We start from the raw sequence: 12,950 nt of genomic DNA, 5'->3' as shown, positions 1-12,950 counted from the left end.
ATGCACTTATTCACTAAACAGTAATTAACCCATGGCACTAAAAGTAGGACAAAAAGCCCCCGAGTTTCAGCTACCCGACACAGAAAACAATATGGTCTCACTGCAAGACAATTTACCTTGTATTGTTTATTTCTACCCAAAGGACTTCACTCCGGGCTGCACTGAAGAGGCATGCAGTTTTAGAGATAACCATCAGGTATTCAGTAACCTTGATATTAAGGTCTTTGGTATTAGTAAAGACTCCATCTCGTCTCATAGAAAATTTAAGGAAAAGCATCAATTACCCTTTAAACTGCTATCTGACCGAGAAGGAAAAGTTTGTAAAGACTATAAAGCATTGATGCCAATTATTGGTGTTCCTAAAAGGATTACCTATTTGATTGATAAGGAAAAGACCATTCGTGCAACATACTCAGATATGTTTGGCGCCACAAATCATATTAAATCCATGATTAATCAATTAAAAGCTGAATAAAAGTCGGTTTTCCGCGTTCGTATGATAAATTTGTGATTTAACCTACAATCTGCTTTGAGGAAATTTACGCGCTTATCTCTACTGCTGGTCATTGCAATTGGTTTTCAATTCCACTCTACGGCACAGCAATATGTTACAACCGGGGATTTTGACAGATTGTCTAAGGTCTCTTTCGGTATTGGACTGAATACCTATTTTGGTGAATTAAGAAAAGCCAATGATCCCAAATTTCAGTCAGGATTGAGTGTTTCTCTTGGTTATGAACACTTATTTACTGACCAAATTGCTATTCGAACCAGTTTTAGTGTCTACAAAATACAGGCAGACGATTCGCTGTCTCCAATTCCTGATAATAAAATCAGAAACCTAAGTTTCAAGGCAACTAATTTTGAGTTTGTTGTTCAGGGGATGTATTATGCCTTCCGGCACCCGGCTTCCGGCTATAAAGACAGAGCATTTGCCAATCCATATTTACACCTTGGTATTGGTGTTACTTCTAACAACCCCAAAACTGAACTGGCAGGAACTACTTATGATTTACGCCCTCTAAGCCTCGAAGGTGAGCAGTATGGAGGACTGGCTTTGGCCATTCCAATGGGTTTTGGTTTCAATTTCTTTCTATCCAGAAACTTTGATCTCCAAATGGAGCTTCAGTACACCATGACGATGACCGGTTATCTGGATGATGTAAGTTCTGTTTATCGTGATCCAGCTTCTTTTTCGGAAACAAATGGTGTCGATGCTACAACTTTAGGACTATTGTCAGATCCCAGAGCGGCTCTTACGCCTCCTCAAACTCCAGTGGTAGCAGGCACTCCCCGTGGAGATGGAAGTAATGATTCTTATTTGAGATTTGGTTTTAGATTAGCTTATTTCTTACCCAAGTCACTTTATGGTAAGAGCTCTATTCGTTGCAAAGTAGTTAAGCGGACAAGATAGCACCGTCCTTCATTTCTATTTTTCTATCTGAAAGATCAGCTAATTCCTCATTGTGAGTTACAATGACAATGGTTTTCTTGAATTCATCTCGAAGATCAAAAAACAACTGATGTAGTTGCTTTGCATTCTTAGAATCCAGATTACCACTAGGTTCATCAGCAAAAATGATCTGAGGGTCGTTAATTAAACTCCTGGCTACAGCCACTCGTTGCTGCTCCCCTCCAGATAACTCAGAAGGCCGATGATCTTCTCTAAAACTTAGTCCCAGTTTATCCAGAAGCTTCCTGGCTCTGCTCCTCACCTCACTTTCCGACTTTCCGGATATAAAACCAGGCAGGCAGACATTTTCCAAGGCGCTAAACTCTGGAAGCAGATTGTGGAATTGAAACACAAACCCTACCTGACTGTTTCTGAATTTAGCGAGTTTACTGGTTGAAAAACCCAAGACATCATGATCATTTATTCTGAGTGTACCTGAATCAGGTCGATCCAAAGTACCCATGATATGAAGCAATGTACTCTTTCCGGCACCTGAAGCCCCCACAATTGACACTACCTCATTATTCATGATCTCTAAATCAATTTTCCTTAGCACTGCCAGGTCGGCATATGACTTCGAGATATTTTCAGCTTTTAGGATCACTTTACCCATAGAATTCAAACATAATCAATCCTTCCCAATGCAGGTTAGGCCAACGGTCTAATAAACTAAATTCACTTGTTATTATAGGCCCAAAGATTTAGCTTCGCACCAAATTAAAAGCAGTCATGAATATTCACGAATATCAAGCAAAAGAATTACTAAAAGGATACGGTGTTAAAATTCAGGAAGGCATTGTTGCTGAAACTCCTGAAGAAGCTACAGAAGCCGCTAAGAAGCTAAACGAACAAACTGGCACCAGCTGGTATGTTGTAAAAGCACAAATTCATGCTGGTGGTAGAGGAAAAGGTAAAATTCAGGAAACAGGCTCCAACGGAGTTGTTCTGGCCAAAAGCCTTGATGAAGTAGGCCCAAAAGCAGATGCGATCCTTGGTGGGGTATTGGTTACACATCAAACTGGTGCAGAGGGTAAGAAAGTGAATAAAGTATTGATTGCTCAGGATGTTTATTATCCAGGTGATTCAGAACCAAAAGAATATTACCTGTCAATCCTGTTAGACAGAGCAAAAGGGTGCAATGTGATCATGGCCTCTACCGAAGGGGGAATGGACATCGAAACTGTTGCTGAAGAAACGCCTGAGAAAATTATTAAAGAATGGATTGACCCTAAAGTTGGGCTGCAAGGGTTCCAGGCGAGAAAAGTAGCTTTCAAGCTTGGTTTAGAAGGACAGGCATTCAAAGAAATGGTGAAATTCATCTACTCTCTTTATAAGGCTTATGAGGATTCTGATGCCTCACAATTTGAAATCAACCCTGTATTAAAAACCTCGGATAACCAAATCCTTGCAGTTGATGCAAAAGTCAACCTCGATGATAACGGTCTATTCAGACATAAGGACTTAGCTGAACTGAGAGACATTACTGAAGAGGCTTCTGAAGAAGTTGAAGCTGGTAAGTATGGTCTTAGCTACGTAAAACTCGATGGTAATGTGGGATGTATGGTAAATGGAGCTGGTCTTGCCATGGCAACCATGGATATTATTAAGCTCTCTGGTGGTGAGCCTGCTAACTTTCTTGATGTAGGAGGTACTGCCAATGCTGAAACTGTAGAGGCCGGTTTCAGAATTATCATGCAAGATCCTAACGTAAAAGCTATTCTAATCAACATTTTTGGAGGAATCGTCAGATGCGACAGGGTGGCTAACGGTGTTGTTGAAGCCTATAAGAAAATTGGCAATATTAACATTCCAATCATTGTAAGACTACAAGGAACCAATGCTGAAGAAGCAGCCCAAATTATCAATGAAAGTGGTCTTGCCGTCCAATCAGCCATCCTTTTGAAAGATGCTGCTGGCAAGGTACAAGAAGCTTTAGCTTAATACATTAAGCGTCAGCACCCATAGCTCAACTGGATAGAGCGCTGGATTTCGGCTCCAGAGGTTGAGGGTTCGACTCCTTCTGGGTGTACAAAAATCTCCGGTCTTAAGGCCGGAGATTTTTTATTTTACACTAAATAATCATAAATTTGAGGACCTCAGCTAAGATAGTTTGTAACCAACAAAGAAGATTGTTAGCTTTATATCAAGCCCCATGAAGAAGGTCGCTTTCATCCTGACTCTTATCTTAGCGTTCTCAGAAATCGCTGACGCGCAATCATTCTACTCTCGTAGGAGAGACAGAACTCTTATGTTTTCTTATGGCGTTGGTTTTTCTACTTACCATGGTGACTTACATGATGTCTTCTATGATGGACTACAACATGCACTGGGACCTAGTCTGGGAGTGGGGCTAAGAAAAAAGTTTGGTTCACAGTTATCTGTAAGACTTGATCTAAACTGGTATCAGATTGGAGGAGATGATGCTGACGGTAAACAAGGATTCATCTCAAACAGATTGAGCGGAAGAGATGATGTAGGAGACTCAGACACGAGGTTTGTCAGAAACTTAAATTTCAGATCAAGAAACCTTGAAGTTTCGGCATTAGCAATTTTCAATTTAATCCCAGTAGATGGGAGTTATTCCAGAAGGCCGATAATTAATCCATACATAATCGCGGGTATAGCCAGAACGACTAGTCGGCCTAAGACTTACCTACCTGGTGAAGAGGGTAATTACACGGTAAACCTATGGGAATATCAAACTGAGGCAGGCAATCCTATTGGTGAAAACAAGTCATTTACAGTAATTCCATTAGGTATAGGTATTAGACTAAAAGCAAATCAATACATAGATATCTTACTGGAAGGAGGTAGAAGATTTACGTTTACCGACTATCTAGATGACGTTAGCACAGTATACCCCAGCAGAGATCAAATAATTGAATGGAATGGAGGAGTTGGTTCTCCCAATGCGGATATCGCATTGCAGGTTTATGAAAGGATTTTACCTGGTTATAATGTTCCTATTGATGGGGGTGGCACAAGAGGCAACCCTGAAGCTAACGATTCCTATTACATCTTCTCTTTGAGATTAGAAATGTATCTTCCTGACAATTTCCTAAGTGAACTGTTCAGCCCCTCAAGAAGAAAACCTAAGTTCAGATAATCATAATTATATACACCTGTGCTGACTAACAGGACAAGCTGCCTGCTATAATAATCCCTTGGATACCAACAATTAGCAGAGGTAAGGTCTGATTAACTCCATTCCCCGGGTATACTATAAATAAGATAGATAGCGATTAATCCAAGGCTTCGAACTTAGAAGACTTACTTTTATATTCTAGAAGCATCCCCTTCAATGTTCTAACAATAGCATCCTCTCTATTAATGTTATCATTAGTATCGACCAAATGATTGAGTTTATCGATATAATCTTTGACCTCTTTGAAGTCTATCTTACGGGTTTGTGCAATCATGATTTTGGGATGGTGGGTTGCCAGATTATTTTCATTATCATCTAACAACTCCTCGTATAGCTTTTCTCCAGGTCTTAAACCTGTAAAAACTATATTGATGTCTTTACCCTCTATCAAACCAGAAAGCTGAATCATTCTTTTAGCCAAGTCAACTATCTTGACTGATTTGCCCATATCGAAGACAAAGATCTCTCCTCCCTCTCCCATGGTGGCAGCCTCAAGTACTAACCCACATGCCTCTGGAATGGTCATAAAGTATCTCGTAATATCTGGATGGGTCACTGTAATTGGCCCTCCCATCTGGATTTGTTTCTTGAAAATAGGTATCACAGAACCATTGGAACCAAGTACATTACCGAATCTGGTTGTAATAAACTTTGTAGCCCCTGTATCCAGCCCTATCAAAAAATCATTTAATGACTGCACATAGACTTCCGCAGCTCTTTTAGTGGCTCCCATAACACTGGTAGGGTTAACCGCCTTATCAGTAGAAATCATCACAAATTTCTCAATATCAAACTCTACTGATAAATCAGCCAGATTCCTTGTCCCCAAAATATTACACCCTATCGCTTCAGGTACATTCATTTCCATCATTGGAACATGCTTGTAGGCGGCTGCATGAAAGACCAACTGGGGTCTATAAGTAGCAAAGCATTCTCTCAAACGGAATATATTCGTCACGTCAGCTACAAAGGAGATTAAATTATCTTCCAATTTCTTTATCGCTCGAATCTCATTCTCTATCTCAAACAATCCTGTTTCCGACTGGTCTAATAAAATTACCTTAGATGGCGAATATCTGATTACCTGTCTGACAATTTCACTTCCTATTGAACCAGCTGCACCAGTTATTAAGATGCACTTATCGTTCAGCTGCTTACTAATAAATTTATTTTTGAGAACAATGGTGTTTCTACCCAGCAAGTCTTCAATCTTGACTTCTTTGATCTGATTGATATCAAATTCTCCTCCTATCCATTGATCGGCTGACGGTACACTGGTTACCTTAATTCCAAACTCCAAACAGCTATCAACTAAAGCATTTTTTCTTTCAACAGACAAGTTCGTTGCAGCCAGAATTAATTCAGTAGGATTTTGCTTAAGCACAACCTTTTCAAACTCTTCTTTGGCGGAATAGATTTTCACACCACTGATTACATTACCAATTTTCCTCGGGTTGTCTTCCAGAAAGCCAACCACCTTCACATTAGACTTAGTATCATTGTCAATCAGCTGCTTTGTGATCATTCCAGATCTACCTGCACCCAGAATCAATACTTTTCTTTGACTTTTAGGTACAGTTCGGTAGAAGGCAAACAGCTCTTTCACAATAAGCCTATAGCTTATGGAAACCACCAACGACACCAGAAAAGCTATCAAGGCCACACTATATGGGAGTGAATTCTCAGAAAGGGAGTTTATAGCGAAAACAATGCCGAGCATGGTCAAATTAGCATATAATACCCGGAGTGTATCCTGTATTCCAGTGTATCGAATAATACCAGCAAAGCTCCTGGTCAACAACGAAGCTATAAGGCCCGAAATAGTATATATTGCTATTCCTCTTAGAAAGTCAAACTCGTAAAGTTCATCGATTTGAAAATTTAGCCGGAGCAAATAACCAATTAATGCTGCCATAGAAAATATCGTCAAATCAATCAATACGATGATCCAACGCGGCAAAACATTAAGGGTTTTAAACTTATTAAACACTACTTAGCAAAGATACTATATAATGACTCTCTAATTCTATCCAGCTCAGGTTCTGTCATATTAGAGCCAGAGGGTAAGCATATACCAGTTTTAAAGAGATACTCTGAATAACCATCCCCATAAAATGGGTATGACTCAAAAATTGGTTGCAAATGCATCGGCTTCCAAAGTGGCCTGGTCTCAATATTCTCCTCACTCAAGGCGGACATGATAGTATCTCGGTTAACAGAAAGTAATTTATCTTCAACCACAACAGTCGTTAACCAATAGTTTGAATAAAAATCATCAGAAGGTTCAGTCAAAAAAGTGATGCCCTCAATATCTTCTAACAGATTTCTGTAAAAACGATTAATAGACCTTCTCTTTTCAACCCATTGGTCTAAAACTTTCATTTGCCCTCTGCCCATTCCTGCAACCACATTAGACATACGATAATTATAACCAATCTCAGAGTGTTGGTAGTGAGGAGCAGGATCTCTCGCCTGTGTGGCCAAAAATCTAGCCTTCTTTATCCACCCTTCATTATTGGAAAGAAGAGCCCCTCCTCCGGATGTAGTAATAATCTTATTCCCATTGAACGAATAGATACCCAAATCACCAAAAGAACCTAACTTTTGACCTTTATAGGAAGAACCTAGTGCCTCAGCTGCATCTTCAATAACAGGGATATTATAATGGTGACAGATGGCCAGTAATTCGTCCAACCTTGCGGGCATCCCATATAGGTGAACAAGGACAAGCGCTTTAGGAAGCTTTCCTTTTTTTTTCAACCTGTCTTTTATAGCCTCCTCTAGAAAATGTGGCGACATATTCCAGGTCGAATCCTCACTATCAACCATCACAGGAACAGCTCCTTGATATACAATTGGATTAATAGAACCTGAAAAAGTAAATGAGGAAACCAAAACCTCATCACCTCCTTCAACACCAAGTATAATAAGCGCCAAATGAATGGCAGCCGTGCCACTACTCAACGCTGCTACGTGTTGTGAACCTGAGTACTGTGCTAAATCATGTTCAAATCCATCTACATTCGGACCTAATGGTGATAACCAGTTTGTATCGAACGCTTCCTGTATGAAACTTAATTCATCTCCTCCCATATGAGGAGATGAAAGCCATATTTTAGTTTTCTCCATTGTTATATCTAATGACTTTGGCAGGGTTCCCAACCACCACTGCATAATCAGGAACATCTTTGATTAAAACAGAACCGGCACCAACCGTAGACCACTTACCTACAGTGACATTTGGAATGGCTATGGCTCCTGCTCCAATATGCGCACCCTCTCCTATCTTAACTTTACCACAAAGTGTTGCATTGGGACTTATATGTACAAAATCATCAACATGACAATCATGATCAATGGAGGCTGAGGTATTGATTATACAATGTTTTCCAATTGTAGTACCACAGTTTACGACAGCTCCAGGCATTATCACGGTCCCACCTCCTATTGTTGAATCTCCACTAATAATTGCGGCAGGATGCAACAGCTTGATATAATTAGCTTGGACTCTTTGAGTTAATCTCATTCTTAATCGATTATCGCCTATGGCGACAACCAAGTGGTCTGACGGACTTATTTTTCCTTCATCCATTTCTATTGGAAATTGGTAAAAAAAACTATCAGTACTTTTATGGTCCTTTGCCAGAAAAAACTTGATTGTACCTCCTACTAATTTTAGCATATCGTACACAACTTTTGCCTGACCAGATGTTCCTGCAATCACACATTTCATTTTACATAGTCATATTTCAAAATTCGAAAATAGCCTGGTAATTGGTTGGTCTAACTCCGTCCTATTAAAATACTAAAACGCCAGTAGGGAATCTCACATGAATGATCTAACAACTAATCTTATTTCTTAATCGGCTTAGCCGGAACTCCAACACAGACAGAATTAGATGGTAGGGTTTTAGTTACAACAGCTCCAGCTCCAACTGTTGTATTATGTCCTATCTCAAGTTGGTTAATAATTTTACTCCCTGTACCAATGTATACACCCTCATTGATTATGACTTCTCCAGAAATATTAACCGAGGGCATGAAGGATGAAAAATCGCCTATAATTGCATCATGTCCAACCGTACATCCTAAATTCAGTATTACATGCTTTCCAATATCAATATTTACCGTTAAAATACATCCGGCACAAACTATGGTACCATCTCCAATAGTCAACCATTTGTGGTTACCCATAATGACTGAGGGGTGGATTAATACTGGAAACTTAATATTAGAATTGGTAATTGAATTGATTATCTTCTTTTTGATTGAAGGGGTTCCTAGAGCAATCACAACATATAATTCATAGTCCACACCATTTAGAGCGTCAGTATTTCCTAAAACTGGAAAACCATTTATTAGTTCTGATTCAAATTCGTCATCGTAATAACCAACGAACTCCCACACAGGGGTAGCCAAGTTGATTTGTTCAATTAACATTTGGACTTCCCTACCGAATCCTCCCTTCCCAAAAATTGCAATTCTCTTCATTAGTCTGATTTTGCTTTACTACCGGAAAACTTTGTCATGCCTATTTCTCCATATTTATTAATTCCTTCGCTTTTTACAACCTTGATTAAGGTAAGCCATAATATTTTAAGGTCGAGCATAAAACTAAGATTATCCACATACCAAATATCTAAGTCAAATTTGGTTTCCCAATCTAAGTTATTTCTCCCATTCACTTGAGCCCATCCAGTAATACCAGGTTTTACTTCGTGTCTACGTCTTTGACTTTCAGTGTATAAAGGCAAATATTCTTCAAGAAGAGGTCTTGGACCAACCAGGGACATCTGACCTAATATGACATTCAAAATCTGAGGGATTTCATCCAAAGACAAACTCCTCACATACTTACCTACAACAGTAATTCTGTCTTTATCTGGAAGGAGCTCCCCAAACTCATCCCTTGAATCATTCATCGTCTTAAACTTGAATATGCTAAACATCCTACCTCGTTTACCTGGCCTTCTTTGCAAAAAGTAAGGGGAACCACTATTCGAAAAGAATAGAAGTATCGACACTATTATGAAAAGTGGTGAAGACAATAAAAAAAGAATTAATGATAATATTAAATCAATCAACCTTTTAAAAAACTTGCTATACAGATTCATAAAGTCTTTGGTATTCATTAAAAATTAATTCATGAACATATTTTTGATCGTATCTATTCATCATCGATTTTCTAGAATTGTATTTCAAGCGCTCATATAATTTTTGATCCTCTCTCACCCGATTCATTGCATTTAATAGACTTTCCGAGCATTTTGGTTTAATTAATAGGCCATTTAGTTCTTGCTGAACAATTTCATTACAACCATTAATGTCAGTTACTATTGAGGGTAATTCCATTGCCAAAGCTTGTAAAGGTACATTTGGAAATCCTTCTCTATGGCTAGGGAAAACCAAAACATCAGAAAGCTTAAAGAATGGTCTAACATCATTTTGATATCCCATCATATGTACGTTTTCTGAGTTTTGGAAAAATTCTAATGCCTGACTGTCAAAGGGATCTAAACTGCTTTCCAAAGGCCCAACAATCACCAAATTACAACCGGTAGACATTTGCGAAAAAGCTCTGAACAACTCATTCATTCCCTTATCTCTCACCACTCTGCCTACGAACAAATAAACAAAAGAGTCTGATTTAATACCTAAATCCTCTCTTAGCTCGCCTTTTGACAAGTTTACACTCTCTGGCGAAAAATATTCCATATCTATTCCATTGCTGCTCCCTAGACCTAGTATATTCAGTTTTCTAATATGGACTAATCGTTCTCTCTCAATAAACTTTAATAGTTCTCTAGAATTCGAATATACGTTGGTTGCGCATAGATAAATTAAACGATCCACAGACCTTAGAATTGACCTTTTAATTCCAGACGATTGTATCCAAGGAATTCCTGCAATTGTATGCATACGAATAGGTATTCTGGCCAAATAGGATGCTATCATCCCAACGAAACCTGCCTTTGGGGTATGAGAGTGGACTATATCAAACTTTCCTTTACGAAGCCAAAGTGTAAGTTTAATAATCGCATAAATATCTAAAAAAGGTGAAATAGAACGGGATAATGGGAAAGAAACATGTACTACCCCTTCTGCCTGTACAATATCTTTAACTTCCTCTCCATCAGCTGATGCCATTATAACATCAATTCCTCTATCGGACATAAATCTCATTTGCCCCTTCAGAAGATGTTTTAGAGATATGGGCACCGTAGTAATTCTTAGTAGCTTCAATCTTACGTCTTTTTAGAAAGAATCTTTTTTTATGTATTTCTACTCTAATAATTGGAAACATCATCAGAGCTATCCAAAATATTGTAAATCTCAACCCCATATGCGTTAAACCGTAGGCAAAAAGAGGCAAAGAATAAATGAGATAATACCAAGGTAATTTTCTTAACAAAGACAAAATGAACATCCCAAAAAGTATTGTCCCAGGCATTCCATAACAAAATATAATGGTCCCAATTGAGGAATGCATTTCATGGCCTTCAATAAACGTGTCAAACCTGTTATACCCTCCCTCACCGGCTCCTAATACAAGGTAACCAGGATGATTAGTAATTCTGTCATAGCCTCTATACTGCCACTCCGTTATCTCATCAGGTCTATCTGCTTCATTTACCTCCCTAATCTCCAGATTTCGTTGAAACCTCTTACCAAACTCTGTATTCAGAATAGCAAAATATCCTAAGCCGCCAACTACGACCACTGCCAGAATATTATTGAAAGAAAGTACTCTATTGGCAATCAAATAAGCTCCAAAAAGAATAATCATTGCACCCAAGGCAGCCTTAGATACACTAATCAAAGCGAGATAACTAAAAAGAAAAAAACTGAGATAAACTATTAGCTTTGGTATCTTAATCATGGATTCTAATACCAACACAATAGCTAATCCACATAGCGAATAGTACCCCAATTGGTTAGGATTAGTAAAGAACAATGCACCTCTAACACCTTCACCTCCTGTATCCAAAATAAATGACAACCCTATTTGCAATATAGCGGCCATGACACAGGCATACATAGTAGTATATAAAAATTGACGGCCATATTGCCTGTATAGGGCCAAAGCAAGACCCATTACCAACAAGTTATAGATATAAAATGCGCTTATTATAAACCAGGGTAATCCTTTATTGCTAGAACCAAGCAATGCTACGTATACTCCGAAATTGACAATAGTTAAGTAAGCACAGAACCTTAAGAACTTATTAAATACATCCTTATTATCGCTATATAAGTTGAAGCCTTGGGTAAGGAAGTAGAGGCCAATAATCAAGGCAATAAAAATATCTGAAGGTTGTGCGCTCCCTGCTGGAAAAAAATAAAATGGAAAGGCCATTAAATAAATCGCCCAAGCCCTTAACCAGCCCTTCGCTCCTAATGTATATTTTAGTAGCCCTAACATAGAGACAGTACTTCGTCTGTAATTCGAATTACACTATTTCCTAGTGAAATATGTTCTCCAAAATAAGAAGTTTCTTTTGGGGCATCAAATAGTAAGGATAAGTCAAAACTACCCTCAACGGGGATTTTCAAGGTGGAATTAGCTTCTATATAATCGAAAACCCACCCATGTCCCGGTATCTCCAATTGACCAATTGGCTTATTTCCTGCAAGTAGCTCCAATCCTACGGTAGAAGCCATAATTACTCCAGCATCCACTGAAGCTATTGCTTTCCGAATATCCTTGTCTAATTCAAATGCTATGTAATGGCGATTAGCAATCTCAACATATTCATGAATATCTTCTCTGGGATGACATTTCAAACCTAGCCGTATACTATTAGTTTTTAGATAGGGAGTAGCTCTGATCACAAACCCTTCAAACAAGTCTAACTTTTCTTGTTTTGTACAAAAGCCTTGATCATCAATTGGGTTTGTGAAAACACCTAAGACTCTGCCTTCTGTCAACTTATTCAGTCCTTTTAACTGTTCCGCAAATTGATCAAAGCGAGGAGATCCTGTAATGACTATCTCTGTTTCAGGCTGTGTAACTCCCTTAAAATAGTTCGATGACCTCTCCCCCCAGGCAAATAACCTCTTTGCTCCATTGGAACCATAACTTGATTCTGATTCTCCTGGCAAAGGGAACCTGATCCCTTCCTGCAGTAGACAAAAAGGTATTTTTCTTTTATTCAACCAGCTAACAATTTTGTTTCCTGGAAAGGCTGCGTCATTCATCAAAAGTACCACTGAAGCTGATTTAAGGCTTGTGATGACGAACGGTCTGATTTTGAGGTACCAGAATACCTTACGTAAAAGATTCCTTAATATTGATTGATTACCACCAAGTGTCTTTGCACCAGAGCTGGGTTTGAGGTCCTCTGATATTGC

13 protein-coding genes and 1 tRNA gene are annotated in these 12,950 nt (G+C 38.7%); 5 read left to right on the top strand and 9 right to left on the bottom strand.

Features of this window, described 5'->3' with window-relative positions; translation table 11 throughout:
- Nucleotides 1-31 precede the first annotated feature (31 nt).
- Nucleotides 32-475, top strand: coding sequence for a peroxiredoxin (locus ACOOEY_RS17840; RefSeq protein WP_420386086.1), 444 nt, complete (start codon nucleotides 32-34; stop codon nucleotides 473-475).
- A gap of 54 nt (nucleotides 476-529) precedes the next feature.
- A complete protein-coding gene (locus ACOOEY_RS17835; protein ID WP_420386085.1) occupies nucleotides 530-1,414 on the top strand; it encodes a hypothetical protein in 885 nt (294 codons plus the stop codon).
- Here the strand turns inward: ACOOEY_RS17835 and ACOOEY_RS17830 are convergent.
- Nucleotides 1,398-2,066 (bottom strand): ABC transporter ATP-binding protein, encoded by a 669-nt coding sequence (locus ACOOEY_RS17830; RefSeq protein ID WP_420386084.1) that lies wholly within the window; start codon nucleotides 2,064-2,066, stop codon nucleotides 1,398-1,400. The two genes, ACOOEY_RS17835 and ACOOEY_RS17830, sit on opposite strands and share 17 nt — an antisense overlap.
- Nucleotides 2,067-2,182: 116 nt before the next feature.
- Between ACOOEY_RS17830 and sucC the strand changes: the two genes are divergently transcribed.
- The 3 genes from sucC (at nucleotide 2,183) to ACOOEY_RS17815 (ending at nucleotide 4,559) form a co-directional block, all read left to right on the top strand.
- Complete coding sequence (gene sucC, locus ACOOEY_RS17825) at nucleotides 2,183-3,394, top strand: ADP-forming succinate--CoA ligase subunit beta (protein WP_420386083.1); 1,212 nt, start codon at nucleotides 2,183-2,185, stop codon at nucleotides 3,392-3,394.
- 14 nt (nucleotides 3,395-3,408) lie between these two features.
- A tRNA-Arg gene (locus ACOOEY_RS17820) sits at nucleotides 3,409-3,482 on the top strand.
- Between the two features lie 123 nt (nucleotides 3,483-3,605).
- Nucleotides 3,606-4,559: a hypothetical protein gene (locus ACOOEY_RS17815; protein WP_420386082.1), complete on the top strand. Its 954-nt coding sequence runs from the start codon at nucleotides 3,606-3,608 to the stop codon at nucleotides 4,557-4,559.
- Between the two features lie 136 nt (nucleotides 4,560-4,695).
- Here the strand turns inward: ACOOEY_RS17815 and ACOOEY_RS17810 are convergent, their stop codons facing one another.
- The 8 genes from ACOOEY_RS17810 to ACOOEY_RS17775 form a co-directional block, all read right to left on the bottom strand.
- Nucleotides 4,696-6,513, bottom strand: a complete 1,818-nt coding sequence (locus tag ACOOEY_RS17810) for a polysaccharide biosynthesis protein (protein WP_420386081.1) — start codon at nucleotides 6,511-6,513, stop codon at nucleotides 4,696-4,698.
- Between the two features lie 74 nt (nucleotides 6,514-6,587).
- The gene (locus ACOOEY_RS17805) at nucleotides 6,588-7,727 is read right to left on the bottom strand and encodes a DegT/DnrJ/EryC1/StrS family aminotransferase (protein WP_420386080.1); all 1,140 of its coding nucleotides are present in this window, start codon (nucleotides 7,725-7,727) and stop codon (nucleotides 6,588-6,590) included.
- Nucleotides 7,714-8,331 (bottom strand): acetyltransferase, encoded by a 618-nt coding sequence (locus ACOOEY_RS17800; RefSeq protein ID WP_420386079.1) that lies wholly within the window; start codon nucleotides 8,329-8,331, stop codon nucleotides 7,714-7,716. Before ACOOEY_RS17800 ends, ACOOEY_RS17805 begins: the two co-directional genes overlap by 14 nt.
- Nucleotides 8,332-8,450: 119 nt before the next feature.
- A complete protein-coding gene (locus ACOOEY_RS17795) occupies nucleotides 8,451-9,089 on the bottom strand; it encodes an acetyltransferase (protein ID WP_420386078.1) in 639 nt (212 codons plus the stop codon).
- Nucleotides 9,089-9,712, bottom strand: a complete 624-nt coding sequence (locus ACOOEY_RS17790) for a sugar transferase (RefSeq protein WP_420388665.1) — start codon at nucleotides 9,710-9,712, stop codon at nucleotides 9,089-9,091. Before ACOOEY_RS17790 ends, ACOOEY_RS17795 begins: the two co-directional genes overlap by 1 nt.
- Complete coding sequence (locus ACOOEY_RS17785; RefSeq protein WP_420386077.1) at nucleotides 9,699-10,772, bottom strand: glycosyltransferase family 4 protein; 1,074 nt, start codon at nucleotides 10,770-10,772, stop codon at nucleotides 9,699-9,701. Before ACOOEY_RS17785 ends, ACOOEY_RS17790 begins: the two co-directional genes overlap by 14 nt.
- On the bottom strand, nucleotides 10,762-12,021 hold the full coding sequence (locus ACOOEY_RS17780; protein ID WP_420386076.1) for a hypothetical protein: 1,260 nt from the start codon (nucleotides 12,019-12,021) through the stop codon (nucleotides 10,762-10,764). The genes ACOOEY_RS17785 and ACOOEY_RS17780 overlap by 11 nt, the downstream gene beginning before the upstream one ends.
- Complete coding sequence (locus ACOOEY_RS17775) at nucleotides 12,015-12,797, bottom strand: hypothetical protein (protein ID WP_420386075.1); 783 nt, start codon at nucleotides 12,795-12,797, stop codon at nucleotides 12,015-12,017. The genes ACOOEY_RS17780 and ACOOEY_RS17775 overlap by 7 nt, the downstream gene beginning before the upstream one ends.
- Nucleotides 12,798-12,950: the final 153 nt, after the last annotated feature.

Origin of the sequence: Roseivirga sp., assembly GCF_965216855.1 — a bacterium.
Classification (GTDB): domain Bacteria; phylum Bacteroidota; class Bacteroidia; order Cytophagales; family Cyclobacteriaceae; genus Roseivirga.
This window is presented reverse-complemented; position numbering and strand designations above follow the sequence as displayed.